We start from the raw sequence: 23,552 nt of genomic DNA on the forward strand, positions 1-23,552 counted from the left end.
CACCCCGTCAGGATTGATGCCGGCTGATGATAGCACACCCGGCGTCATTGCCAGCCTAGCGGGCCAGCAGATCGCGCGCGATGGCCACCACCTGCATCTCGTCGGTGCCGGCGTAGATCTGCAGGATCTTGGCGTCGCGCATCAGTTGCTCTACCCGCGATTCGCGCATGTAGCCGTAGCCGCCGTGAATCTGCACCGCTTCGGTGGTGACTTCCATGGCGGTCTGCGCCGCGTAGAGTTTCATGGCGGACGCCTCGGCGAGCGTCATCTGCTTGCCGGCAGCGACCAGATCGATATACCGGAACACCATGTTCTGCAGGTTCATCCGGGCCACTTCCATCTTCGCCAGCTTCAACTGGATCAACTGGTTGTCGCCAATGGCGCGGCCGAACTGCACCCGGTCGCGGGCATACTGCACGCTCAGTTCCTGGGCGCGTTCCACCATGCCCAGCGCCATCGCGGCCACCCCGGCGCGCTCCTGCATGAAGGTGCCCTTGGCGCCTGCGCGGCCATAGCCGTCCTCGCTTTCCCCGAGAAGACGTTCCGGGCCGGCATGCACATCGCTGAGGAACAGCTCGCCCGTGGGCGAGGAGCCAATGCCCATTTTCTTGAAGGGTTTCGATTGCGTCAGCCCTGGCATGCCGGCATCGAGAATGAAGGACACGATCTTGCGCTGGGCGGGGGCCACGCCCTCTTCGTCCAGCTTGCAGATCAGGATGATGGTGTCGGCATACGGGCCGTTGGTGATCCAGGTCTTGCTGCCGTTGATGATGTAGCCGCCCTGGCCATCGCGGCGCGCGAGCGTCTTCATCTGGCCGAAGGCATCGGAGCCGGCGTTCGGTTCGGAAATGGCCCAGGCGCCGACTTTTTCCAGCGTCAGCAGCGGCAGCGCCCAGCGTTCTTTCTGGGCCAGCGAGCCCTTGCTCATGATGGCACCGCCGGCCAGCCCCATGGACACACCCATCGCCGTCACCAGCCCCTGGGCGTGGCGGCACAGCTCGATGATCGGGATCATGCGCATCGCCGCCTGTTCGGCGGCGGCTTCCGGGTTCGGGGCTTTCTTATCGGTGACCTCGCCGGCTTTCTCCCGGGCGATCTGCTTGTTGAACTGCTGGGTGGCCAGCACATCCATGCCGAATGTGCGGATCATCTTGCGCAGGATGTCGTAGGGCGGCACGCCGTTGTATTCGATGTCGTCCAGATGCGGCACCACTTCCTTCTCGACGAAGTCGCGCACCATTTTCTGGATCATCTGCTGCTGTTCATTCCACTCGATCACGGCCACCTCCGGTTGCTCGGGCATGCAGAGCAGCCTAGCGCACCGCAGCAATGGGGCACAGGACAGGGGATGACAGCGGGCCTGATCGGATCGGTCAGGTGGGAGGGAGCGCCCGGATGGCCAGTTCTTCGGTGTCGGTGACTTCCATGGCGAAGCCTTCCTTCTCGCAGTGCGCGGCCATCTCGATGTCCGCTGCGCGCAGGCGCGGGTGATGGCCGGCATAGAACTTGCGCGCGGCATGCGCGTTGCGGGTGCGCTCGATGGCCTGTTCCTCGCTGATGCCCAAGCCGCCGATCAGGCCGCTGAGGTATTCGGCGCAGGCCACATCTTCATCGCCGGTGGGGTGCGACGCCACCAGCACTACGCGCGGCGGCTTGCGCGCCAGGATGGCCGCGGCGGTGGCGCGGGCATTGACCAGGCTGGCCACGAACAGCCCGGCGCAGGGGCGGGCATTGAGGGTGGCGGCGACGCCGTTGGTGGTGCGCATGATCAAGGTGCGGCCACGCACATCCGCGTGGCTGATCTCCCAGGGCGAATTGCCGAAATCGAACCCCTCGATGGGCAGCGCGTCGACCTCGCCGGCCAGCAACGCGTCCGGGTACTGTTCCCGCAACGCGAAGGCCGCTTCTGCCGAAGGCACGGGCAGGATGCGCGTCACCCCGCCGCGAAAGGCATAAAAGCTGGTGGTGAATGCACGGATGACATCGATCACGACAGTGATGCCGTCCGGGTTCGGTGGCGGGAAGTGTCCCTGGCTAATCTGGATATTCAAAACAGCAGGCCTGCACCCCAGGTCACGTTGTTGAAGATGTCATCATCGCCTTTGTACTGCTCGGCCGCCAGTGTGAAAGTGATGCGGTCGGCCAGCGTCAGGCGCTGCTTGGGCGTGGTGTGCTGGGTGAGGAAATCGGTGATGGAACGGAAATTGAAATCCGAGCGCAGCCGCAGCAACTGGCCCTGATTGCCGTAGCCGGCCTGGAACTGGATGATGCGGCCGAAACCGATGCCGGCATAGACATTGTTGACGCGCTTGTCTGATGCCCGCGCATCCTCGTCATCCGGTGTGATGCTGGCGCGCAATGGCGAGTCACCGAATTTTTTCGTCGCGGCACCGAAGTTCACGGCCACGCTGGAATAGTTGGCATCAATGAAATAGCCGGTACCGACGCTGGCGCTGGGGTCGACCCGCCCCACTGAAATGACCGTGCCACGGATCAGGTGCACGCCGCCATAGCGGCCATCGTCGGCGCTGGCGAGCGGCGACAGCAGGGTGACGGCGAGCAGTGAGGTGGCGAGACAGAAACGGTGAATTATCGTTGTCATGGTGGCAGTCCTTCCTTTGGCCCCGGAGCGCGGGCAAGCGTGGCCCGCGCATAAAAAGAGGCTCATCTGGCGATGAACCCGTGCCGTTATTATGCCGTGCCTCGCCCGGCCGGTGACACCGCCACTCAGCGCCCCCGTGTGGGCAGTGTGCGTGCCAGCGCCCATACCTGTACCGAGGCGGCACCGCCGTCCAGCAGGCACTGGCTCGCTTCACGTGCCGTACTGCCTGTGGTCACCACATCATCCACCAGGGCCAGATGCCGACCCGTGACGGGCTGGCGAAGGGCAAAGGCGCCGTGCAGATTGCGCCGCCGTGCCCTGGCCCGCTGGCCTTGTTGATGGCGTGTGCGGCGCTGACGCGCCAGGGCCGGCAACAGCGGCAGATTGAGGTGGTCGGCAGCGGCGCGCGCCAGCCGGTGGGCCGGGTTGAAGCCGCGCCGCCACTGGCGCAGCCAGTGCGAGGGCACCGGCACCAGGGCATCCACCGGGCCGGGATCGGGCAGCGAGGCCAGCCAGGGAGGCAGCAGCGCCCGTTCGATCGCCAGTTGCCGGTGGTGCTTATAGCGGTTGATCAGCCGGTCGAGCGGGAAATCATAGGCCCAGGGGCAATGCACCTGCCGGAACGGCGGCGGGCGCTCCAGACAGCGTCCGCACAGGCCACTCTCGGGCAGGGCGCCGGGGCTGGGCAGCCCGCAGCGGCAGACCGTGGTCTCAATGGCCGGCAGGGCGGGGTGGCAGGCCTCACACAGCCCGGCATGCAGCCGAGCGGGTTCGCGACAGAGCACGCACTCCCCAAAAGGCTGATCAAATAATGACCACAGGTAAACTTTTGACATATTCATGCAGTTGACAGCCTCCTGGCCCGACTCTAGTCTGCCAGGATGCTAACCCGCCCGGAGCTGCACCCATGAACGCCGACGTCACCACTTTGCCGACGACATCCGCTAACGCGCCTGTACGCCATGACTGGGCCCGCGACGAGATCCAGGCATTGTTTGACCTGCCGTTCAACGACCTGCTGTTCCGCGCCGGCACGGTGCACCGCCAGTTCTTTGATCCGAATGCCGTGCAGGTGTCCACCCTGCTGTCGATCAAGACTGGCGCATGCCCGGAAGACTGCAAGTACTGCTCCCAGTCCGGTCACTACAACACCGAGCTGGAAAAGGAAAAACTGCTGGAAGTCCAGAAAGTGATCGCGGAAGCCCGCCAGGCAAAAGAGAAAGGCGCGTCCCGTTTCTGCATGGGCGCCGCCTGGCGCAGCCCGCGCGGCAAGGACATGCCCTATGTGCTGGAAATGGTGCGGCAGGTGAAATCCCTCGGCATGGAAACCTGCATGACGCTGGGCATGCTCGATAAAGAGCAGGCCGAGGCGCTGGCCGAGGCCGGCCTGGACTACTACAACCACAACCTCGACACCTCGCCGGAGTATTACGGCAAGGTGATCACCACCCGCACCTATGACCATCGCCTGAACACCCTCGCCAACGTGCGCGACGCCGGCATGAAAATCTGCTGCGGCGGCATCATCGGCATGGGCGAAGGTCGCCAGGACCGTGTCGGCCTGCTGCAACAACTGGCCAACCTGCCCCAGCACCCGGAATCGGTGCCCATCAACATGCTGGTGAAGATCGAAGGCACACCGTTGGCCGAGGTCGACGACCTCGACCCGTTTGAATTTGTGCGCACCATCGCCGTGGCGCGCATCCTGATGCCGCAATCCTTTGTGCGCCTGTCCGCCGGCCGCCAGGAAATGAACGACCAGACCCAGGCGCTGTGCTTCATGGCCGGGGCCAACTCCATCTTCTACGGCGAGCGGCTGCTGACCACGGACAACCCGGAAGCCGACCACGACCGCGAACTGTTCCGTCGTCTGGGCATTCATCCTATGGAACTGAACGCGGGCGACTATTCCGACGAAGCCGCCGAAGACGCCCTGCAACGGCAGATCGCCGAACAGGAAGCCGAAGAGCAGGGCCTGTTCTATGACGCCATGAGCAAACGCGCCCCGAAACGCGTGCTCGACAAGCGCGCCTGAGGCTTCGCGCCGGGCGCTTTCATGGCTGCAACCTCTGCTTTCGATCTTGAAACGGCGCTGGCGGAACGCCGACGCCTGCATCGCTACCGTACGCGCCTGAACACTGATGCGCCGGCCGGTCGCGAGACGGTGGTTGATGGCCGCCGCTACCTCAACTTCTGCGCCAACGATTATCTTGGTCTGGCCAATCATCCGGATGTGGTCCAGGCGCTGAAACAGGCTGCCGATGACATTGGTGTCGGCAGCGGCGCATCGCATCTGGTGTGTGGTCACAGCCGTTTTCACCACGCGCTGGAAGAACAGCTGGCGGATGCCACTGGCCGGCCGCGCGCGCTGCTGTTCTCCACCGGCTTCATGGCCAACCTGGGCGTGGTGGGGGCATTGCTCGACAAGCCTGATGCCGTGTTCGAAGACAAACTCAATCACGCTTCCCTGATTGATGCCGGTCTTGCCAGCGGCGCCCGCTTCCGCCGTTATCTGCACAACGATGCCGACAGCCTCGCCGCACAACTGGCGCGCGCCGACGCGCGCCGCAAACTCGTGATCACCGACGGCGTGTTCAGCATGGACGGCGATGCCGCGCCGCTGGCCGCATTGTGCGATGTGGCCGACGCGCATGACGCCTGGATGATGGTGGACGATGCACACGGCTTCGGTGTGCTGGGCGAGCAGGGCGTCGGTACGCCGGCAGCACAACAGGTCGCCGCGCGCATTCCCGTGTACATGGCCACGCTCGGCAAGGCACTGGGCACCTTCGGTGCCTTTGTTGCCGGCAGCGAAGCCCTGATCGAAACCCTGATTCAATTTGCCCGGCCCTATATCTACACCACGGCGATGCCGCCGGCTGTCGCGGCGGCAACCTTGAAAAGCCTGGCGATCATGCGCACGGAAACCTGGCGCCGCGAAAAACTGGTGGCGCTGATTGCTCAGTTCCGTCGTGGCGCCCAGGCGCAGGGCTACACACTGATGGACTCCGCCACGCCGATCCAGCCGCTGCTTATCGGCGACGATGCGGCGGCGCTGCAACTCAGCGGACGTTTGCGCGAACAGGGTGTTCTGGTGTCGGCCATCCGCCCGCCCACCGTGCCGGACGGCACCGCGCGCCTGCGGGTGACGTTGTCCGCCGCGCACGCACCCGAAGACGTTGATGCATTACTGGCGGCGCTCGGTGAAGCGCCGTCTTCACAGGATTAAGCCATGCCTGCACTGTTGCCGTTTCACAACACTTACCGCAGCACCAGCGAGGCGCCGAAGGGCGAGCTGGTGTTGTTGCACGGCTGGGGCCTGCATTCGATTGTCTGGGACGACATCATGCCCGGCCTGCTGGCGCATTTTCAGGTGACCGTGATTGATCTGCCGGGCATGGGACAAAGCCCGCTGCCGAATGACGACTACACGCTGGATTTTCTGGTCGGGCAGGTGGCTGGCGTGATGCCGGAGAACGCCCATGTGCTGGGCTGGTCGCTGGGCGGGCTGGTGGCGCTCCGGCTGGCGCTGACGCATCCGGCGCGCGTCCGGTCCGTCATCACCACCGGCACCTCGCCGCGCTTTGTTTCGGCGCCCGACTGGCCTGCCGCGATGGCGCCGGAAGTGCTGGAAAAATTCTCCGAAGTGCTGCGCGAAGATGAAAACGGCACACTGATCCGCTTTCTCGCCCTGAACTGCAAGGGCAGCCCAACCCTGCGCGACGACGTGCGCAAGCTGAAAGACATTCTCTATTTTTGCGGCCTGCCCGCCGGGCGTGCCTTGCGCGGTGGGCTGGACATGCTGCGCGATACTGACCTGCGCCAGACCCTGCACCAGATCGGCGTGCCATTGATGATGATCTTTGGCGAAAACGATCATCTCGTCCCGGCGGCCGTGCAGGCCGACATCGCTGCGCTGCATCCCGGCGCCATACTGGCGATGCTCAAGGATCTGGCGCACGTGCCGTTCGTGTCCGCGCCGGATCTGTTCCTGCAACCGGTGCTGGATTTCTACCGGGAGCAGGGCATTGTCTGAGCGGGATCGTGCCGGCCGCCGCGCGGTGGGCGAGAGCTTTGGCCGTGCCGCGCGCAGCTACGATGCCCACGCCACATTGCAGCTGGCGGCAGCGCGCACGCTGCTGGGCATGTTGCCGGAGATGACGCCGGCACTGGCGCTGGATATCGGTGTCGGCACCGGGCCGGTCACCCGCGCCTTGTGCGAACGCCTGCCCGGCACACGCTGGCTGGCACTGGACATTGCCGAACCCATGTTGCGCGAAGGTGTCACACGCGGGCGCTTTGTCGGCCAGTGCCAGCCGGTCTGCGCCGACGCCCTGCAATTGCCCCTGGCGGCTGCGCGGGCCGATCTGATCTGGTCTTCGTTTGCGTTGCAGTGGTGCGATGATTTGCCGGCACTGGCAGCAGAAATTGCGCGCGTCCTGGCGCCGGGTGGCACCTTTGCCGTGTGCCTGCCGGTGGCCGGCACGCTGGATGAGCTGCGCGCAAGCTGGGCCGAGGTGGACGACGCGCCGCATGTGAACCATTTTTATCGCGCCGATGACTGGCGCGCGGCGCTTGGCGATGCCGGGTTGTACGCGGATATCGCGCACACCCAGCAGATACGCGAACACTATCCGGATGTGCGCGCCATCGGCACCCGGCTGCGCGCCACGGGCGCCCATCATGTGCAGCGCAGTGTGTCACCGGGCCTCACCAGCCGGCGCCGCTACGCCGCGTTGCAGGCCGCCTATGAACGCCGCCGTACCGACGCCGGCCTGCCGCTGACCTGGCAGGTGCATTACGCCATTTTCCGTCAACCTCCCACCGAGTGAGTGGACACCATGACTACCCCGCTGACCGGCAAATACTTTCTCACCGGCACTGACACCGAAGTGGGCAAGACCTGGGTGTCCTGCCGCCTGCTGGAACAGGCGCGCGACGCCGGCCTGTCATCGCTGGGCCTCAAGCCCGTGGCAGCGGGCGCAGAACAGTATGATGGCGAGTGGCAGAACGAGGACGCGCGGCAACTGATGGCAGCGTCTTCCGTGCCGCTGCCTTACGAACAGGTCAACCCGGTGCTGCTGCGCGAGCCGATGGCTCCCCACCTTGCCGCACGTCATGAACAACGCATGCTGAGCGTGTCGCGCATCGCCGGTTATGTGCGTGGTGTGCTGATGCAGAAGCAGGATCTGCTGCTGGTGGAAGGCGCCGGCGGCTGGCGCGTACCCCTCAACGACCGCGAAACCCTGGCCGATCTTGCTGTGGAATTGCGCTTGCCCGTGATCCTCGTCGTCGGCATGCGACTCGGCTGCCTCAACCATGCCCTGCTGACGGCCGAGGCGATCCAGCGCGACGGCCTGCGGCTGGCGGGCTGGGTGGCGAATGTCATGCCCGGTGACACCATGGCGGGCCTGGAAGAGAACATCGCCACGCTGGAACACTGGCTGCCGGCGCCGCGCATCCTGCTCTGATTACCTGACACGTCGTTGCGGCCGTATCGGCCACGGACGATCCTGATCCCATCATCGACCGATCAGGAGAAACGACATGCCGTGGCAATCCCTTCGCAATGCATTGCTTTTCAACGCTGTATTTTCTTTTGCGTGCGGCGTGGCCCTGCTGGCCATGCCGCAGACCATCGCTGCCCTGCTGGGCGAAGTACCCGTGATGATCTGCCAGATACTGGGTGTGGGCCTGGTGCTGTTCGCGGCAGAGGTCGCCTGGGTAGGTACCCGAAAACCGGTCTCGCCGTTGCTGGCGAAACTGATTACGGCTGCGGACGTGGCCTGGGTGGTGGGGTCAGTGGTGCTGGTGGTGGCCGCTGCCGGGTTCCTGAATGTCTGGGGACAGGTGCTGATTCTGGATATTGCGCTGGTGACCGGGTTCTGCGCGTGGTGCCAGTGGCGTAATGTGAAAGTGGATCGCCCGGTGGTCGCGTAAAGGGGCGGTAGGGTGGGTAGAGCCAAAGGCGAAACCCACCGGGACCATGCCTGTTATTCACTCCCGAAAAATCAGCGGAACTGCCCTCTAAGGTGAGAAAGGAGATGGGGAGTTTCGCTGTTTTTGTGCGAGCAGTGGCTGCTTGGACGTGGTGGGTTTCGCCTTTGGCTCTACCCACCCTACGCGACCCCGCGCGTGGTGGCCTCGCTCTGCTCACCGGAACGGGCCAACAGCCAGTCGGCCACCGCCGGCCAGATGGCTTTTGCCGCCTGGCTGCCGCCAAGAATGCCCATGTGCCCGCCGGGGACTTCGAGCAACGACACATCGTCGCTGTTTACCAGCGTCTGGATCGGCGCAATGCAGGCTCGCGTCACGATCGGGTCCTGTTTGCCGCTGACCAGCAAGGTGTTGGCGGTGACATCGCTGAAATTCGCATCGCAATGCGGTAGCGGCAACCGTCCTGTCGCCAGCACGTTGTCGGTCCACAGGTATTGCAGGATGTCCTGCACGGCTGCACCAGGGTAGGCCACCATGTCGTCCAGGAACGCGCTGTTGGTGGCATGGTTGCTGACAAATTCGCGGTCGCCGAGATGCGTCAGCAGTTCAGCATAGCTGCGCGCACTGGCCACCGGTGCGGTGAGTTTGAACAGCAGGCTGTTGGCCCAGCCCGGTGAGCGCCAGAGGGCGGGTTTTGACTGATGGACCTGCCAGCCGGTGCGGCGTTGGATCCACTGCATCACGGCAGCCAGCCGCTGGTACTGTTCGCCGAGTACACCGTTGGCGTGGTAATCGCAGGGCGCACCGATCAGCGCCAGGTTGACGATATCCGGATCACGGCTCAGTGCCGTATAACACAGGCTGAACAGCCCGCCGAAACTCCAGCCGTGCAGCGACAGCTTCTGGCTGCCGCTGTGCTCGCGCACCTTGGTCAGCATCTGTGGCAACAGGTCGCCGATATAGGTGCCCAGCGTCCAGTGATCCTGGGCCCGCCCCGGACGCCCCCAGTCCACCAGATACAACTCAAAGCCCCGTGCGCGCAGATAACGCATCAGGCTGCGTTCCGGGAACAGATCATAGATCAGCATATTCACGGCCAGCGGCGACACCAGGACCAGCGGCACCGGCTGCGCAGTGGTGGCGACCTCCATCATTTCCCCATCCACCTCGATCTGCCCGGCGGGCAGCGGCGGGTAATAACGCAGGCGCACGATGTCCTGCTGGTGGATTACCTCGAAAGGGGTACGTTCCGCCTGTATCACCGACGGGTCGCGGCGCAGCCAGGCGCGGGCGTTGCCGGCGGCGTGGGCAAGGGTGCGGGGGAGGGAAGTCAGGGCCATGGCAGACTCCGGGAAAGCGGGATGAGGGCGGGCAGTGTAAGGGGTTAGGGCGGGGTGTCACTGACCGGAGATGAAGCGGGCTTGGGCGATTTGGCGAATTATTGGCCAGCTGAACGGACGTGACGTGAAGTCATGGCAGGGAATGGGGTACAACGACCGCTGGGTGAAATCGTGAGGGGGATAGCATGACAGAACAGTTACCCGATGGATCGGGACCGGTCGAGGCTGTGGCAGAAGCGGCTCCGCCGGATATGCCGGTGCTGAGCTGGCGGCAGCAACTGGATGACCTGTTTGGCTGGTTGCAGAAACACTGGTTGCCGGTGACAGGGCTGGTCTTCTTTGCCTCGGTCATGCTGCTGCATGGTTATATCAGCCGGCTTGGATTGCTGGTGGGGTTTTCGGCGCTGGAAGTGCTGACTGTTATGCCGTTTGTTTTTTGTCTGGTGGTTTTTTCTGTGGGCGGTGCGTCATTCCTTGTGAGTCTGCCGTTGTCGGTTCTTCTGATGCCGCCTCGTGCGGGCGAAACTCCGTTGGTCGGTCGTATGCTGGGTATGCCGCAAGAAAGTCCATCGAGGCTTAGGTTCGGCAGGAAGATGATTCGAGGATGGATTCTGGTATGGGCAACCTCTGGGGCCATGCTTTATCTATCTCTATTTCTGATGAACTGGCTGAAACTATCGGAGTACCAGCGCGTTTTTCTTGTTGTGTTTCCCCTGACAACAGCTTCGCTGCTACTCAGTTATCTCTATGTGGCTATTCTGAGAGAAAAGAAGTGGCCAGTCAGCTTCGATTACGGTATGAACCTGCTTATGTCGGTGGTAGGGCAGGGCTGTGTTTTTTTGGTTCTTTTTTCATGGATATTCCAGGATTCTCCGACAGATAATTTGAGTGCATGGCGTTTTATATGGCGAGCTTCCGTCTCTATGTTGATGCTCGTAATGGTGGCTTTTCTACAGATTGTGCTAGCCGTCGCGTTGGCCAAGTATGGCAAGCAGCAGAACCTGTTCAAAATCGGTGGTGGGCTGGGGCTGGCGATAGTACTGATCCTGTCAATCTTTCCAGGCGCTGGAGACAAGCTATTGGAGCATATACTGGCAGGCTCAGTATCGGGTGCCCGTGCTTGTGCAAAAATAGAGTGGTATCCAGAGGCAGGGGCCAATTTCCCGAGACTGTTGATGCAGGAAGATGGTTCGGTGAGTCGCCCGGTCCGTATTCTGGCGGAGATTGGTGGAACACTGCAAGTGCGGTTGATACACGCTGAACATGACGCGGTGTATCTGGTGCCCGTGTCCAGTCTGGTCAGTGTCATGGGGTGTGAGGCCACTGGCCTCTCGGAGACTGCAAACAGGGAGAACCCATGATGTGGCATGTTCTGTGCGGTGACGTAGCCGCCCGGCAGCTGTCGCCGCTCATCAAGCGCGATGACAGCACGCAGATAAAGGTGTTGCGGGATGACCTGGCGGTTGGGCCGCTACAGGATGTGGACAGGCCGCCTTGCGCCGCACGGGTTGCTTTCTGGCAATCCGTCTGGCCGGAGGAGGCCAGGGCTGAACTGGATTTGAGTCTGCTTTCTTCTGATGCCCAGTGGCTTCAGGCGCTACCGCAACAACCATATTCCGTCACCGTCTGGCACGGCGATAGTGCTTCCGAACAATTGATGCTTGCCCGTGTCGCATTCTGGCTGGGTGAGTCTCCCGTGAGCTTCCACGAAGTGCATTGCGGCACCGGACAAAGCCATACCGGCGCACGTCGGGCCGTCAGCATGTGTTCCCCGGAACAACTGGCCGCGTTCGTGCCGAAGGAAGTCTCCACGGCCCGCCGCCGCCAGCTGGCCGATATCTGGGCGGAGCAGCGGGCATCGTCGTCGGTGTTGCGCTGCTGGCGTGCCGGGCAATGCCTGGCCAGTGGCTACGAGGTGCCCGACGCCGCGCTCATTGCGGCCTGTGATAATGCATGGCGTCCTCTGGCGCGTGTTATGGCAGCCGTGATGAAAGAGGCGGACGGCTATTTTCCGACCGATTATTTCGTCTATTGGCGTGCCCGTGTGCTGGCAACGCAAGGCGTGGTGATGATCGATGGCGATACCCGTGAGGGTTATTCCGGGTTGAAGGTGCGTCGCCCGGCATAGGAAGGTGCGCTGCCACCGGCCTGTCATACATCGGAAATCTGTTAAAAAGCCCGCATCCCCGTCACAAGGGGAAGGCACGGCAGGTGGCCTTTTGCTACATTCGCGTTCAAGGATTTTTCTTCTCGATCCAGTCCCTATTCAGTCACTACACGGAACCATGCTGATGAAAACTGAAACAAGGCTGTTGTCGGCCTCTGTGGTCCTCTCGTCCAGCCTGATGCTGGGTGCCTGCGCAAGCATGGGCGGTGTCGGCCAGAGTGCTGGCAAGCCGCTTGAAGTAGGCGGTTCTCAGCGCGGCGAGCTGACCTCGTCCAGCCCGCGCAACGCCAAGGATGGAAGCCATTATGAGCGTTTCAGCGTCGCCCTCGAGGCGGACCAGGTGGTGCGTTTTGCACTGTCCGGCGCCCTGACCGGGGTGCTCTCGCTGGAAAACGGGGAAGGTGATTTCCTCGGCAGCTCGTCAGACATGGCCGGTGGCGATATTTCGCTCAGCCAGCGCGCGGAAGAGGCCGGCACCTATGTGCTGTCGGTCAGCGGTCAGGACCACCGCAGCTTTGGCCCGTTCCGGGTGGATGCCCGCGAAATGACGGTGCGCAATAGCGGTGCCCTGGCGGTAGGGGACGAAATATTCGGCTGGCTGGAAGGGGCGCCGAACGTCTACACCCTGGAAGTGACGGAAACCGGTCTGTACCAGATCATCCAGCGCTCGTCTGAAATGGATTCGCTGCTGAAAGTTTCCGGCAACGGCGTCGACCTGCAGGATGACGACAGCGCCGGCAATCTGGATGCGCAAGTGGCCGCGTTCCTGGAACCGGGCAGCTACCGTGTGGAAGCAGGCTGGGCCATGTCCGCCGAGCGTGGTGCCTACACGCTGACCGTGACCTCGCAGCCGCTGCCGACGGACGTGGACCTGACCATGGGCGGCGAACTGCCGCACGACGACACCATCAATGGCTACCTGGCCGGTTCGCCGCTGGAATACCAACTGGTGCTGTCGGAAGCCGCGTCCGTGACGCTGACCATGGCGTCCAGCACGCTGGATTCCTATCTGGAGATCAATGGCGAGGCGGTATCGTTCTCTGATGACGACAGCGGTGGCGGCAACAGTGGTCTGGATGCACGCATCAGCACCTTCCTGGGAGCTGGCACCTATACCGTGCGGGCCTCGCAGGTGAGCGGCCAGAGCGGCCTGTTTACCCTGACTTCCCGGGTCGAATCACAAAACCTGCAGGAACGTCTGCAGGGGCTCACTGCCCTGCGGCCGGGGGCCAGTCATTCGGCCCGGCTGAGCAGCACGCAGGACGAGTACAAGCTGACCATCCCGCGCAGTGGCACCTATGCCATTGAAATGAGCTCCGGCGAGCTGGATGCGTTCCTGGAACTGTACGGTGATGGCGTGACCCTGTCGGACGACGACAGTGGCAGCCAGAACGTGGACGCGCGCATTACCGCTGAATTGCCGGCCGGGGATTACCTGCTGGTGGCGCGTACCTACAGCCGCAGTGGTGCCGGGGATTACACCCTGACGGTGACCCGCCAGTAATAAATCACTCCGTCCGTTCCTCCTGAAGCGATCGCATCAGGGGGAACTCCTCAAGGCTCCTCCTTCCTCACAGCAATCGCAGCGTGCCGGGATTCTCGAATTCCAGCAGCCATTTCTTGGTGGGCAGGCCGCCAGCGAAGCCGGTCAGGGTGCCGTTGCTGCCGATCACCCGGTGGCAGGGCACGATCACCGGAAGCGGATTGCGACCGTTCGCCAGGCCGACCGCGCGCACCCCTTTCGGATTGTCGATCTGTTCTGCGATATCGCGGTAGCTGCGCGTTTCGCCGAACGGAATACCGCGCAGCGCCTGCCATACCTGTTGCTGGAATACGGTGCCGGCTGGTACCAGCGTCAGCGCATCAAAGGCGCGGGGCTGGCCGGCAAAATACTGCTCCAGCGCGCGCTGTGTGGCACTGAGGTGGGCGCGGGCAGCACGGCTGCCATGCACTGCCGGCAGCACGATATCCGTCTGCACCGGAAACAGGATGGCGCGCAGTCCGTCATCAATGGCGGCCAGCCGCAGGGGACCAATGGGCGAATCCATTTCGGCGGTGGCCAGGGAAGCATCATCAAACATGGCAGGCTCCTGCTCTCAATCCGGGGGAAGGGTCCACAGCGCCAGGGCGGCATAGCCGCGCCACGGGCGCCAGGGTTCGGCAAGCTGTTCGAGGTCGCGTGCGCTGACCGGTGTGTCCTGCCCGGCAGCCTTGCGCAGGCCCAGGTCCGCCGCCGGAAAGGCATCGGGTTCGCCGAGGGCGCGCAGGGCAATATAGTGCGCGGTCCAGTCGCCGATCCCCGGCAGGGCAGTCAGCGTGGCCAGGTCGGTGCCGGGGCTGAACTCCACCGCGCCATCGGTGACCGCCTGTGCCAGCGTGTGCAGGGTACGGATGCGCTGGCCCGTAATGCCCAGACCATCCAGTGACCCCGCAGCAAGGGCGGCGGAGGTCGGGAAAAAGTGCGTCAGGCCATCGACAGGCGTGGCCAGGGGAACGCCCAGGCGGGCAATCAGGCGCCCGGTCAGTGTGGTGGCGCCGCGCACGGACACCTGCTGGCCCAGCACCGCACGCACGGCAAGCTCAAAGCCATCAAAGGCGCCGGGCACGCGCAGGCCGGGCACCCGTGCCAGCCGTGGACCGATCAGCGGGTCGTTACCGAGCACGGCGTGGATGGCGCCGGGGTCGGCATCCAGATCAAACAGCCGCCGCAGGCGTGCCGCCAGTTGGCGCACCGGGAGTACCTGGCCGTTGGTCTCCAGCGGTGTGATACGGGCTTCCAGTGCGCGGCCATCGCTGGCCAGGCTGACGTCGATCAGTCCCCGGATGTTGTCCAGGCTGAACAGGCGATGGTAGTGACCTGCATGCACCTGCTCCACGCCGGGCAGGGCGCGGGCGTGGAGGTAGCCCAGCAGGTGTTCGAAATCATACGGCGGCCTGAATCCGAGCCGGATGCGGATGCTGCCGCCTGGTAATGGGGAGCCGGTGCGGCGTAACGCGCCGGGCGGCACACCGTAGGCATTCAGGATCGCATCATTGAAGCGGCGCAGGCTGCGATAGCCGGCAGCAAACGCCACGTCGGCGAGCGGCATGTCGGTGTCGCTGATCAGTTGCTTGGCGGTGAGCAGACGCCGGTTGGCGGCCACCGCCTGCGGGCCGGCGCCGACGTGGGCCATGAACAGCCGGCGCAGTTGTCGCTCGCCCAGTCCCAACCGGGCGGCCAGGCTTTCCGCGCCGGCCGTTGTCCAGCGCGCCGGCTTCGATCAGGCGCAGTGCGCGGGACACGACCGCTGCCGTGCCGCTCCAGGCGGGCGTGCCCGGCGCCGATTCCGGCCGGCAGCGCAGGCACGACCGAAAACCTGCGGCTTCTGCGGCGGCGGCGCTGGGCACAAAGCGGCAATGGTGGCGGCGCGGCACCTGGGCGGGGCAGACCGGGCGACAGTAGATGCCGGTCGAGGTAACGCAGACAAAAAAGCGGCCGTCGAAACGGGCGTCCTTGGCCTGCATGGCCCGGTAGCAGATGTCCGCCTCGGGGAGCGGTAGAGTAGGGGCTTGTGGGTTCATGGGGCCAGTCTAGTGCAGCCCCGATGGGGTCGCTCGCCAAAATCGGACATTAACGCCAGGGTGTCGGAACCAGAGCGTCGAAAACGATCCACGGCAGACGACCAGTGCAGGACACCCACCGACCAGGAGCCCGTCATGTCGCTGACGCTCTATGCCCACCCGCTGTCATCCTACTGCCAGAAAGCATTGATCGCGCTGTATGAGAACGACATTCCCTTTGTCTGGAAGCTGCTCGCGCCGGGCGATAACGCAGTGATGGCCGAACTGGCTGCCCACTGGCCGCTACGGAAGTTTCCGGTGCTGGTGGACGGCGAGCGGCCGGTGCGCGAGGCCAGCATCATCATCGAGTATCTGGCGATACATTATCCCGGGGCTGTCAGTCTGATACCGGCGGACGCAGCACAGGCACTGGAAGTGCGTTTCATGGATCGCTTCTTCGACAACTATGTGTCGACGCCACAACAGCGGGTGGTGGTCGATACGCTGCGCGGTGACGGGCAGCGTGATCCTGCGGGCGTGGCCGACGCCAGGCAGGTGCTGGATACCGCGTATGGCCGGCTGGAGGGCGTGATGCGTTCGCGCACCTGGGCGGCGGGGGAGGCGTTTTCGATGGCGGATTGCGCGGCGGCGCCGGCACTGTTCTACGCCCACTGGACGCACCCGATACCGGCCCGTTGCGAGGCGGTCCATGCCTACCGGCAACGCCTTCTGGCGCGGCCGTCCTTTGCCCGGGCGGTGGAAGAGGCGCGGCCCTATCGCCATCTGTTTCCGTTGCCGATACCTGTCGAGGAGGCGTGAAGTATCCCCGGCGCATGGCGCCGGGGAACGGACCCTCAGGTGTCGCGACGGGACTTTTTCTCGCGCCGCTTTTCCTTCAGGGATTTCTGCGGTTTCTTTTTCTCTTTTTCCTTGCTCATCGATATTCACTCCGGGTACAGGAGACCAGTGCTGATCCGCCGCGCGTCAGCTTTTTTCCAGAACCACCTGCGGCGGACATCAGTGCTTCAAGGCGGTGTCTCCGGACAGGGGGGCGACACGGACAACACGCAGGCACGCTCGCGCCAGCCGAATGCCCGTGCTTCGATGAGGTCGCCGGCACGCGCGCCGAGCAGGGCCGCACCCAATGGCGAAAACAGCGATATCCGTCCCTGGCGGGGCTCGTCCTGGCCGGGCAGGACCAGCGTCAAATGACGTGTGTCGCCGCTGTGCAGGCTGAGCAGGTGAATGCACCGGCCAGGGCGTGCGCGTTGCGCTTCCCTGTCGTCGGTATCACCGAGCAGGGTATCCAGTGCTGCCACCAGCCGTGAGAGCTCGACAGGGCCTGGAGGCAGGCACCAGCCACTGGCCAGCGCCGCCCGCCGTAACGCCGGGCACAGTGATGCCGCGCGCGTTGCTGCGCGAGTCATGGCGTAACTCCTGAAAAACAAAGAGGGGAAAATCAGGTTGACAGGTCCGGCCGGGCAGGCAAAAGCCCGCCCGGCTCAGACCGGAAAGAGAAGGTGACCAGCGATGTGGGGGATGACACAGGACATGATATGCCGCTGCTCTGTTTGGACAGCCATGACCATAGCGGGTTGCAGAAATAAAGCAAGCCAGTGCCGGGCGTGATGCGATGACGGGATGTGCGCCCCGCAATTTCGTACACCCGTCGCCGGCTCAATACGCGCATGATCCGTTCGATGGGAACAGGTGGGAACCTATGGGATGCGGCGAAGCCAATGCTGGGGAAACGCATCCCGGCGAGATGTTATTGATGAAGTCATGAGCGGGTTCTGATGAGCGCAGGTCAGCGTACTTTAACCATGCAGGGCAACATACACCCCATAGCCGATCAGGGTCGTCATGCAGATCACGCCCAGCGTCAGCATGGTCAGGCCGCTGTTCTGCTGGCGTTTGTGGTAGCCGATGTTCAGCAGCAACAGGCCGGCGGTGGCCAGCGAAAGCAGCAGGGCGATGGAGGCGGGCATGACAGTCTCCTGACAGGTTCACGTCTTTGTCCATACTAGACTCTTCTTTCGCTGGTGACTGCTGTGGAATGTTTGTTGCGGGTTCGTGAAATTTTACGCCTGCCGGAACATCGCGCATTGCATCCGGGTCGCAGCAGTGGTCTTCTTGCGCAGCGTCAGTGAAGGAGCAGTACCGTGAAGTCCCTGAAAGGCAAGGTGATGGTCGTGGTGGATGGCACGTCCGACGTCGGCGTGCAAATGGTGCGGGCACTGGCAGCTGAAGGCGCTGCGGTGGTGGTGGGCTACGCCGAGTGCCGCGTCAGCGCCGAGACACTGGTGGATGAGATTATCCATGCCGGTGGCCAGGCGGTGGCCCTGCGCGCCGACGCACGGCAGCGCGATGACATGACCACACTGTTCAGCGTGGTGCGGGAAATTTTCGGGCGGCTGGATGTGCTGGTGCAGCGGGCGGGCCGCAGTGGTCAGCGGATGCTGGTGCGGATGTCACCGGATGCCCGGCGCCAGCATGTGAATGCGCTGCTGGGTGTGATCCGCGAGGCCTTGGTGAGAACGTCCGGCCTGCTGACCGTGGTGCCGACACCGGGCGCCGCCGCTGCGGCCTGGGTGCCTGATCATGCGACGCAGCCGTTACCGGCTGGCGTGCTGGCGCGCGCGGTATTGCCCGCACCGCAGGCCCTTCAGTAGATACCGGCATCCAGGCCCGCCGCCATGGCCAGGCCGAGTTCCTCGCACTGTTCGACGAAGCTGTCCTGCCAGTCGCCCCGACACAGCAGGATGTCCTGCACCAGACGCCAGCGCAGGCCGGTGAGAATGCTCTCCAGCGCGCGCCGTGTACCCGTCCCGTCATGGCCTGCGCGAATATACACCGCACAGGGCAGGCCCTGTTTTTCTTCCAGCACGGGATAGTAACTGCGGTCAAAGAAGTCCTTCAGTGCGCCGCTCATGTAGCCGAGGTTTTCCGTGGTGCCGAGGACGATGCCATCGGCGCGGCGCACGTCATCCGGCCCTGCTTCCAGTGGTGGCAGCCAGCGGGTTTCCACGTTGTCGATGTCTTCATGCCGTGCGCCACGCAACACCGCGTCCACCAGCTTGCGGGTGTTGGGCGAGGGGGCGTGGGCAACGATCAGTAGCTGGCGTGCGGGCATGGTGGCTCCGGTGGGCGCGCAAACGTGCTGTGCGGCCAGTGTAAAATGAATCCGCCGCCGTCTCGACCCCGGCCAGGCAAGTGGGCATGCTGAGTGCTGCTGTGTCGCGGGAAGGACGAGGCCATGGAGTTCACCCACTACGCCATGCTGGCGCTGCTGCTGGTTGTGCTGGTGCTGTTTGTCTGGGGGCGCTGGCGTTATGACGTGGTGGCGCTGATGGCAATGCTGGCGGTGGTGCTGGCCGGCTGGGTGCCGGCGCAGGAGGCGCTGGCCGGCTTTGGCCATGATGCGGTGATTACGGTGGCGGCGGTGCTGACCATTTCGCGCGCATTGAGCAACGCCGGCACGGTGGACCTGCTGACGGCGCGCATCATGCCGTTGACGCGTTCGCGCACGCTGCATATTGCCTCGCTGTCTCTGGCGGTGGCGCTGGCCTCGGCATTCATGAACAACGTCGGCGCGCTGGCGCTGATGCTGCCGGTGGCGCTGGCGTCGGCGGCGAAACGTGAGCGGCCGCCCGGCCTGTTGCTGATGCCGCTGGCCTTCGGCTCCATTCTCGGCGGGTTGGCCACGCTGATCGGCACACCGCCGAACATCATCATTGCGACCTATCGCGCCGACCGCACCGGTGATGCGTTTGCCATGTTCGATTTCCTGCCCGTGGGCGGGCTGGTGGCCGTGATCGGTGTGCTGTTCGTTTCGCTGATCGGCTGGCGCTTTCTGCCGCGGGGAATCGGCAGCGCAAAGAGCAGCCATGTGGAAATCGACGGTTATATCTGTGAAGTGCGGGTGATGCCGGACAGTCCATTGGTCGGTGAACAGATTGGTGGGGCAGGTACACAGCTCGGTGACGACGTCATGGTGGTGGGGCTGGTGCGCGGCCGCGATGAGTACCAGCATCCGCACGCCTGGCGCCGGCTGGAAGAGGGGGACCTGCTGATCATCCGCACGGACCCGGAGTCGCTGCGCCCCTTGATTGAAAAACACAGCCTGGAACTCGTGGCGAGCAAACTCAGCGGCCTGGAAAACATCAAGCCGGAAGCCCTGCGGCTGGTCGAAGTCACGGTGCCGCCGCGTTCGGTACTGGCAGGGCGCGACAGCGCCTATCTGCGCCGGCGTACCGGCCACACGGTGAGCCTGGTGGCGATGGCCCGCGCCGGGGCCTCGATGCGTTCGCGGTTGCGTGACCAGCAGTTTCGCGCCGGTGACGTGCTGATGTTGCAGGGCGAGCCGGACACACTGGACGACAGCATTGCCGATCTGGGGCTGTTGCCGCTGGCGGAGAGAGACATTCGCCTGAACCGGCCGATGCGTGCGCTGACCGGCCTGGCGGTGTTCATTGGCGCGCTGGTGCTGGGCGCCACCTGGGTGCCGATTTCCATTGCTCTGCTGATGGCGGTGGTGGCCTATGTGGTGATTGGCCTGTTGCCGGCGCGCGAAATGTATCGCGATATCGACTGGCCGGTGCTGGTGTTGCTCGGCGGCATGATGGCGGTGGGGCAGGCGCTGCAGGAAACCGGCACCACGGACATGATCGCCAATGCGATTGTGCAGGTGGCCGGTGACCTGTCGCCACTGTGGATTCTGACGCTGGTGATGGTGGCCACCATGGCGTTGTCGAACGTGGTGAATAATGCGGCCACCGCCCTGATCATGGCGCCGATTGCGTTTGTCGTGGCACGGCAACTGGAAGTCAGTGCCGATGCATTCCTGATGGCGGTGGCGGTGGGCGCGTCATCGGCGTTTCTCACCCCCATAGGCCATCAGTCTAACACGCTGGTGATGGGGCCGGGCGGTTACCGGTTCAACGATTACTGGCGGCTCGGCTTGCCGCTGAGCGTGTTGATCGTGCTGGTGTCGGTGCCCGCCATCGCCTGGTTCTGGCCGCTGTCATGAATGCCCCAGTGCATCGATGATCGGACAGTTGGGCCGACCGTCGCCCTGGCACGCCTGCGCCAGTTGCGAGAGGGTTGCCACCATCGCCTGAAGATCGCGGATGCGCTGGTTGAGGTCGTCGATATGTTGCTCGGCGATGCGCTTCACATCGCCGCTGGCGCGCTGCTGGTCGCGCCACAGATTCAGCAGCTCGCCAATATGCGCCATAGAAAACCCCAGGTCACGACCGCGCCGGATAAAATGCAGCATGTTCAGGTCATCGTCAGTGTAATGCCGGTAGCCGGACGCGGAGCGGCTGGCCGGTGTGATCAGCCCCGTGGATTCGTAATAACGAATCATCTTGGCGGAAATGCCGGAGGCTTTCGCTGCCTCGCCGATATTCATAATGCTCTCCTTACAAAACAGGCTTGAAGCGCCGCAGGCGCAGGGCATTGCTGAGTACGAACACGCTGGACAGGGCCATGGCGCCGGCGGCAAACATCGGTGACAACAGCAGATGAAACGCCGGGTACAGCACGCCGGCGGCAACCGGGATCAGCGCGCCGTTGTAGGCGAAAGCCCAGAACAGGTTCTGGCGGATATTGCGCAACGTGGCGTGCGACAGCGCCACGGCGCGTGGCACGCCCATCAGGTCGCCGGACATCAGCACCGCATCGGCGCTGTCGATGGCGACATCGGTGCCGGTGCCGATGGCAATGCCCACATCGGCTTCCGCCAGCGCTGGCGCGTCGTTGATGCCGTCGCCGACAAACGCGATGCGGCCGCCCTGCCGGCGCAGCGTCTTCAGCGCCTCGACCTTGCCGCCGGGCAGGACCTCCGCGAACACGCGATCAATACCGGCCTGCCGGGCAATGGCGTCGGCGGTGCGCTGGTTGTCGCCGGTAATCATCACCACTTCGATATGTTGCGCGTGCAGCGCCTGGATGGCCGCGCTTGCGCTGGGCTTGAGCGTGTCCGCCACGGCCAGCACGCCGGCCAGTTGATCGTCCACGGCGGCGAACAAGGGCGACTTGCCTGCTTCCGCCAGGGTGTTGGCGTCTGCCTGCATACTGCTGACTGAAATGTGCAGGATCTCCATTAAACGCGCGTTGCCGATGGCGATGCGCCGGCCTTCGACCACGGCAGTGACGCCGTACCCGGCACGGGCCTCGAACTGTTCGGCGGACGGCAACGACATCTGCTGTGCTTCAGCGGCACGTACCAGCGCCTGCGCGCTGGGATGTTCGGAAGCTTGTTCTGCGGCGGCGATCCATCGCAACAGTGAGTCTTTCTCGAAGCCGGGCGCCGGGTGCAGATCGGTCAGCGACGGTTTGCCTTCGGTGAGCGTGCCGGTCTTGTCGAATGCGATAAGGGTGGTGTCACGCAGCGCCTGCAATGCTTCGCCACGCCGCAACAGAATGCCGAGGCTGGCGGCGCGGCCGGTGGCGACCATGATCGAGGTCGGCGTGGCCAGCCCCATGGCGCACGGGCAGGCGATGATCAGCACCGCCACCGCGTTCACCAGTGCCATCGACAGGGCCGGTTCAGGGCCAAACACCAACCACACGATAAAGGTGAGCAGTGCCAGGCCGATGACGGCCGGCACGAACCACATGGTGACCTTGTCCACCAGCGCCTGGATCGGCAGGCGTGCGCCCTGCGCGGTTTCCACCATGCTGATGATCTGGGCGAGCACGGTGTCGCTGCCAACGCGCGTGGCGCGGTAGGTGAGGGTACCGTGTGTGTTGAGTGTGCCGCCGATCACTTCGTCGCCGACACTGCGCGCCACCGGTTCTGCTTCGCCGCTGAGCATGGATTCGTCGATATGCGAACGGCCTTCGATCACTTCGCCATCCACCGCGATTTTTTCGCCGGGACGCACCAGCAGTTCATCGCCCGCCTGGATGGCTTCCAGCGGCACATCCTGAAAGGTGCCGTCGCGCCGCACCCGTGCCGTGCGCGGGCGCAGGCCGACCAGATGGCGGATCGCATCGCTGGTGCGTCCCCGCGCCCGTGCTTCCAGATAACGACCGAGCAGGATCAGCGTCACGATCACCGCTGCGGCTTCGAAGTACACATTGTCAGTGCCACGCGGCAGCCAGTGCGGCACAAACGTGGCCACCACCGAATAACCCCAGGCGGCGGTGGTGCCGACCACCACCAGCGAGTTCATGTCCGGGGCAAGCCGCAGCAGCGCCGGGACGCCCTGCGCGAAGAAACGGCGGCCGGGGCCGACCAGCACCAGGGTGGTGAGCACGAACTGGATCAGGTTGCTGGTGTCGTGGCCGAGTTGCATCATCAGCCAGATATGAAACGGCGGGAACAGGTGGCCGCCCATCTCCATGACGAACACCGGCAGGGTCAGCACCAGCGCCAGCCAGAAATCACGGTTGAGACTGCGTTGCGCCTGCTCGCGCCGAGCGTCCCGGTCCGTGGTGCCGGTCTGCGCCGGGGCGGCTGTCCTGTAGCCGACGGCGGCGAGCGCCTTGCGCAAGGTCTCCGGGTCTGTGCCGCTGACCAGTGACACGCTGGCCTGTTCGGTGGCCAGGTTGACGCTTGCCTCAAGCACACCGGGCACGGCCTCCAGTGCCTGCTGTACGCGGCCCACGCAGGACGCGCAATGCATCCCCTCGATATTCAGCGTCAGCTGTTCGGCCGGCACGGTGTAGCCGGCGTCTGTGATGGCCTGGATCAACTGCGCCGGGAGCACGGTGTCCTGCGCATTGACCTCGGCGGTTTCAGTAGCCAGGTTCACGCGTGCTTCCCGCACACCGGGGACTTTTTTCAGGGCGGCCTCGATCTGGCCGACACAGGAGGCGCAGTGCATCCCTTCCACATGCAGCCGGGTGTGCTGAAGCGGGGAGCTGAGGGTGTCATCGGGCATGGAAATTCTCCGGTTAGGGGTATGGCATGTCGCCATCCTTGACCTTCCCATGATGGTAAGGTCAATACTTCGTC

At 64.0% G+C, this 23,552-nt stretch carries 24 protein-coding genes and 1 pseudogene; 12 read left to right on the forward strand and 13 right to left on the reverse strand.

The genetic code is table 11. The features are described from left to right. Window positions 1–55: 55 nt before the first annotated feature. The 4 genes from S7S_RS01770 to S7S_RS01785 all read right to left on the reverse strand — a co-directional run bounded on the left by S7S_RS01770 (window position 56) and on the right by S7S_RS01785 (window position 3,444). Complete coding sequence (locus tag S7S_RS01770) at window positions 56–1,303, reverse strand: acyl-CoA dehydrogenase family protein (protein WP_238582923.1); 1,248 nt, start codon at window positions 1,301–1,303, stop codon at window positions 56–58. Between the two features lie 70 nt (window positions 1,304–1,373). After that, a complete protein-coding gene (locus tag S7S_RS01775) occupies window positions 1,374–2,051 on the reverse strand; it encodes a 2-phosphosulfolactate phosphatase (protein ID WP_041025876.1) in 678 nt (225 codons plus the stop codon). After that, window positions 2,048–2,602 carry a hypothetical protein gene (locus S7S_RS01780; RefSeq protein ID WP_052269185.1) on the reverse strand — a complete coding sequence of 185 codons (555 nt, stop codon included), beginning with the start codon at window positions 2,600–2,602 and terminating at the stop codon, window positions 2,048–2,050. Before S7S_RS01780 ends, S7S_RS01775 begins: the two co-directional genes overlap by 4 nt. Before the next feature lie 125 nt (window positions 2,603–2,727). Beyond that, window positions 2,728–3,444 carry a ComF family protein gene (locus tag S7S_RS01785; protein ID WP_041025877.1) on the reverse strand — a complete coding sequence of 239 codons (717 nt, stop codon included), beginning with the start codon at window positions 3,442–3,444 and terminating at the stop codon, window positions 2,728–2,730. 65 nt (window positions 3,445–3,509) lie between these two features. Between S7S_RS01785 and bioB the strand changes: the two genes are divergently transcribed. From bioB to S7S_RS01815, 6 genes are all read left to right on the forward strand, one after another. After that, window positions 3,510–4,637, forward strand: coding sequence for a biotin synthase BioB (bioB, locus tag S7S_RS01790; RefSeq protein WP_041025878.1), 1,128 nt, complete (start codon window positions 3,510–3,512; stop codon window positions 4,635–4,637). A gap of 21 nt (window positions 4,638–4,658) precedes the next feature. Then, the gene (bioF, locus tag S7S_RS01795; protein ID WP_041025879.1) at window positions 4,659–5,831 is read left to right on the forward strand and encodes an 8-amino-7-oxononanoate synthase; all 1,173 of its coding nucleotides are present in this window, start codon (window positions 4,659–4,661) and stop codon (window positions 5,829–5,831) included. Between the two features lie 3 nt (window positions 5,832–5,834). After that, on the forward strand, window positions 5,835–6,638 hold the full coding sequence (gene bioH / locus S7S_RS01800) for a pimeloyl-ACP methyl ester esterase BioH (protein WP_041025880.1): 804 nt from the start codon (window positions 5,835–5,837) through the stop codon (window positions 6,636–6,638). Continuing rightward, entirely contained in the window at window positions 6,631–7,434 is an 804-nt protein-coding gene (gene bioC / locus S7S_RS01805) for a malonyl-ACP O-methyltransferase BioC (protein WP_041025881.1), read from the forward strand. The genes bioH and bioC overlap by 8 nt, the downstream gene beginning before the upstream one ends. Window positions 7,435–7,443: 9 nt before the next feature. Then, window positions 7,444–8,073, forward strand: coding sequence for a dethiobiotin synthase (gene bioD / locus S7S_RS01810; protein ID WP_041025882.1), 630 nt, complete (start codon window positions 7,444–7,446; stop codon window positions 8,071–8,073). A gap of 76 nt (window positions 8,074–8,149) precedes the next feature. Continuing rightward, entirely contained in the window at window positions 8,150–8,542 is a 393-nt protein-coding gene (locus S7S_RS01815; protein WP_041025883.1) for a hypothetical protein, read from the forward strand. A 179-nt stretch (window positions 8,543–8,721) separates the two neighbouring features. On the opposite strand, the gene S7S_RS01820 is transcribed toward S7S_RS01815, so the two are convergent. After that, a complete protein-coding gene (locus S7S_RS01820; RefSeq protein ID WP_052269186.1) occupies window positions 8,722–9,879 on the reverse strand; it encodes an alpha/beta fold hydrolase in 1,158 nt (385 codons plus the stop codon). A gap of 185 nt (window positions 9,880–10,064) precedes the next feature. On the opposite strand from S7S_RS01820, the gene S7S_RS01825 reads away from it, so the two are divergent. The 3 genes from S7S_RS01825 to S7S_RS01835 all read left to right on the forward strand — a co-directional run bounded on the left by S7S_RS01825 (window position 10,065) and on the right by S7S_RS01835 (window position 13,550). Continuing rightward, window positions 10,065–11,240 carry a hypothetical protein gene (locus S7S_RS01825; protein ID WP_144401557.1) on the forward strand — a complete coding sequence of 392 codons (1,176 nt, stop codon included), beginning with the start codon at window positions 10,065–10,067 and terminating at the stop codon, window positions 11,238–11,240. Next, window positions 11,237–12,007, forward strand: coding sequence for a DUF1835 domain-containing protein (locus tag S7S_RS01830; RefSeq protein ID WP_202966517.1), 771 nt, complete (start codon window positions 11,237–11,239; stop codon window positions 12,005–12,007). The genes S7S_RS01825 and S7S_RS01830 overlap by 4 nt, the downstream gene beginning before the upstream one ends. A 163-nt stretch (window positions 12,008–12,170) precedes the next feature. Further along, a complete protein-coding gene (locus S7S_RS01835) occupies window positions 12,171–13,550 on the forward strand; it encodes a hypothetical protein (protein ID WP_144401558.1) in 1,380 nt (459 codons plus the stop codon). Between the two features lie 67 nt (window positions 13,551–13,617). Here S7S_RS01835 and S7S_RS20085 read toward each other — a convergent pair whose 3' ends face one another. From S7S_RS20085 to S7S_RS20160, 3 genes and pseudogenes are all read right to left on the reverse strand, one after another. After that, a complete protein-coding gene (locus S7S_RS20085) occupies window positions 13,618–14,127 on the reverse strand; it encodes a methylated-DNA--[protein]-cysteine S-methyltransferase (protein WP_041025886.1) in 510 nt (169 codons plus the stop codon). A 15-nt stretch (window positions 14,128–14,142) separates the two neighbouring features. Further along, a complete protein-coding gene (locus tag S7S_RS01845; RefSeq protein ID WP_202966518.1) occupies window positions 14,143–15,255 on the reverse strand; it encodes a DNA-3-methyladenine glycosylase 2 in 1,113 nt (370 codons plus the stop codon). A 127-nt stretch (window positions 15,256–15,382) separates the two neighbouring features. Next, a pseudogene (locus S7S_RS20160) lies at window positions 15,383–15,607 on the reverse strand (Ada metal-binding domain-containing protein); the annotation flags it as partial. A 135-nt stretch (window positions 15,608–15,742) separates the two neighbouring features. Between S7S_RS20160 and S7S_RS01850 the strand changes: the two are divergent. Then, window positions 15,743–16,405: a glutathione S-transferase family protein gene (locus S7S_RS01850; protein WP_041025887.1), complete on the forward strand. Its 663-nt coding sequence runs from the start codon at window positions 15,743–15,745 to the stop codon at window positions 16,403–16,405. Between the two features lie 206 nt (window positions 16,406–16,611). Here S7S_RS01850 and S7S_RS18690 read toward each other — a convergent pair whose 3' ends face one another. Then, window positions 16,612–17,013, reverse strand: a complete 402-nt coding sequence (locus S7S_RS18690) for a GreA/GreB family elongation factor (protein ID WP_052269188.1) — start codon at window positions 17,011–17,013, stop codon at window positions 16,612–16,614. 390 nt (window positions 17,014–17,403) lie between these two features. After that, window positions 17,404–17,574, reverse strand: a complete 171-nt coding sequence (locus S7S_RS19775; protein WP_169745543.1) for a hypothetical protein — start codon at window positions 17,572–17,574, stop codon at window positions 17,404–17,406. A gap of 174 nt (window positions 17,575–17,748) precedes the next feature. Here S7S_RS19775 and S7S_RS18695 point away from each other — a divergent pair, with 174 nt between their 5' ends. After that, window positions 17,749–18,258 (forward strand): SDR family NAD(P)-dependent oxidoreductase, encoded by a 510-nt coding sequence (locus tag S7S_RS18695; protein WP_008736496.1) that lies wholly within the window; start codon window positions 17,749–17,751, stop codon window positions 18,256–18,258. Here the strand turns inward: S7S_RS18695 and S7S_RS01865 are convergent. Next, a complete protein-coding gene (locus S7S_RS01865; RefSeq protein WP_144401559.1) occupies window positions 18,252–18,719 on the reverse strand; it encodes a flavodoxin family protein in 468 nt (155 codons plus the stop codon). The two genes, S7S_RS18695 and S7S_RS01865, sit on opposite strands and share 7 nt — an antisense overlap. Window positions 18,720–18,842: 123 nt before the next feature. Between S7S_RS01865 and S7S_RS01870 the strand changes: the two genes are divergently transcribed. Beyond that, window positions 18,843–20,615: an SLC13 family permease gene (locus S7S_RS01870; RefSeq protein ID WP_041025889.1), complete on the forward strand. Its 1,773-nt coding sequence runs from the start codon at window positions 18,843–18,845 to the stop codon at window positions 20,613–20,615. Here S7S_RS01870 and cueR read toward each other — a convergent pair. Together cueR and S7S_RS01880 are read right to left on the reverse strand one after the other, a co-directional pair. Then, window positions 20,610–20,999: a Cu(I)-responsive transcriptional regulator gene (gene cueR / locus S7S_RS01875; protein ID WP_008736504.1), complete on the reverse strand. Its 390-nt coding sequence runs from the start codon at window positions 20,997–20,999 to the stop codon at window positions 20,610–20,612. The two genes, S7S_RS01870 and cueR, sit on opposite strands and share 6 nt — an antisense overlap. 10 nt (window positions 21,000–21,009) lie before the next feature. Next, window positions 21,010–23,478 carry a heavy metal translocating P-type ATPase gene (locus S7S_RS01880; protein ID WP_041025890.1) on the reverse strand — a complete coding sequence of 823 codons (2,469 nt, stop codon included), beginning with the start codon at window positions 23,476–23,478 and terminating at the stop codon, window positions 21,010–21,012. Between the last annotated feature and the right edge of the window lie 74 nt (window positions 23,479–23,552).

This window comes from Isoalcanivorax pacificus W11-5 (assembly GCF_000299335.2).
Lineage (GTDB): Bacteria > Pseudomonadota > Gammaproteobacteria > Pseudomonadales > Alcanivoracaceae > Isoalcanivorax > Isoalcanivorax pacificus.

Excerpts from the sequence above, each read along its gene's own strand:
- S7S_RS01770 (WP_238582923.1), bottom strand. The coding sequence starts at position 1,303 with ATGCCCGAGCAACCGGAGGTGGCCGTGATCGAGTGGAATGAACAGCAG.
- S7S_RS01780 (WP_052269185.1), bottom strand. The coding sequence starts at position 2,602 with ATGACAACGATAATTCACCGTTTCTGTCTCGCCACCTCACTGCTCGCC.
- S7S_RS01785 (WP_041025877.1), bottom strand. The coding sequence starts at position 3,444 with ATGAATATGTCAAAAGTTTACCTGTGGTCATTATTTGATCAGCCTTTT.
- bioB (WP_041025878.1), top strand. The coding sequence starts at position 3,510 with ATGAACGCCGACGTCACCACTTTGCCGACGACATCCGCTAACGCGCCT.
- bioF (WP_041025879.1), top strand. The coding sequence starts at position 4,659 with ATGGCTGCAACCTCTGCTTTCGATCTTGAAACGGCGCTGGCGGAACGC.
- bioH (WP_041025880.1), top strand. The coding sequence starts at position 5,835 with ATGCCTGCACTGTTGCCGTTTCACAACACTTACCGCAGCACCAGCGAG.
- bioD (WP_041025882.1), top strand. The coding sequence starts at position 7,444 with ATGACTACCCCGCTGACCGGCAAATACTTTCTCACCGGCACTGACACC.
- S7S_RS01815 (WP_041025883.1), top strand. The coding sequence starts at position 8,150 with ATGCCGTGGCAATCCCTTCGCAATGCATTGCTTTTCAACGCTGTATTT.
- S7S_RS01820 (WP_052269186.1), bottom strand. The coding sequence starts at position 9,879 with ATGGCCCTGACTTCCCTCCCCCGCACCCTTGCCCACGCCGCCGGCAAC.
- S7S_RS01825 (WP_144401557.1), top strand. The coding sequence starts at position 10,065 with ATGACAGAACAGTTACCCGATGGATCGGGACCGGTCGAGGCTGTGGCA.
- S7S_RS01830 (WP_202966517.1), top strand. The coding sequence starts at position 11,237 with ATGATGTGGCATGTTCTGTGCGGTGACGTAGCCGCCCGGCAGCTGTCG.
- S7S_RS01835 (WP_144401558.1), top strand. The coding sequence starts at position 12,171 with ATGAAAACTGAAACAAGGCTGTTGTCGGCCTCTGTGGTCCTCTCGTCC.
- S7S_RS20085 (WP_041025886.1), bottom strand. The coding sequence starts at position 14,127 with ATGTTTGATGATGCTTCCCTGGCCACCGCCGAAATGGATTCGCCCATT.
- S7S_RS01850 (WP_041025887.1), top strand. The coding sequence starts at position 15,743 with ATGTCGCTGACGCTCTATGCCCACCCGCTGTCATCCTACTGCCAGAAA.
- S7S_RS18690 (WP_052269188.1), bottom strand. The coding sequence starts at position 17,013 with ATGACTCGCGCAGCAACGCGCGCGGCATCACTGTGCCCGGCGTTACGG.
- S7S_RS19775 (WP_169745543.1), bottom strand. The coding sequence starts at position 17,574 with ATGCCCGCCTCCATCGCCCTGCTGCTTTCGCTGGCCACCGCCGGCCTG.
- S7S_RS01865 (WP_144401559.1), bottom strand. The coding sequence starts at position 18,719 with ATGCCCGCACGCCAGCTACTGATCGTTGCCCACGCCCCCTCGCCCAAC.
- S7S_RS01870 (WP_041025889.1), top strand. The coding sequence starts at position 18,843 with ATGGAGTTCACCCACTACGCCATGCTGGCGCTGCTGCTGGTTGTGCTG.
- cueR (WP_008736504.1), bottom strand. The coding sequence starts at position 20,999 with ATGAATATCGGCGAGGCAGCGAAAGCCTCCGGCATTTCCGCCAAGATG.
- S7S_RS01880 (WP_041025890.1), bottom strand. The coding sequence starts at position 23,478 with ATGCCCGATGACACCCTCAGCTCCCCGCTTCAGCACACCCGGCTGCAT.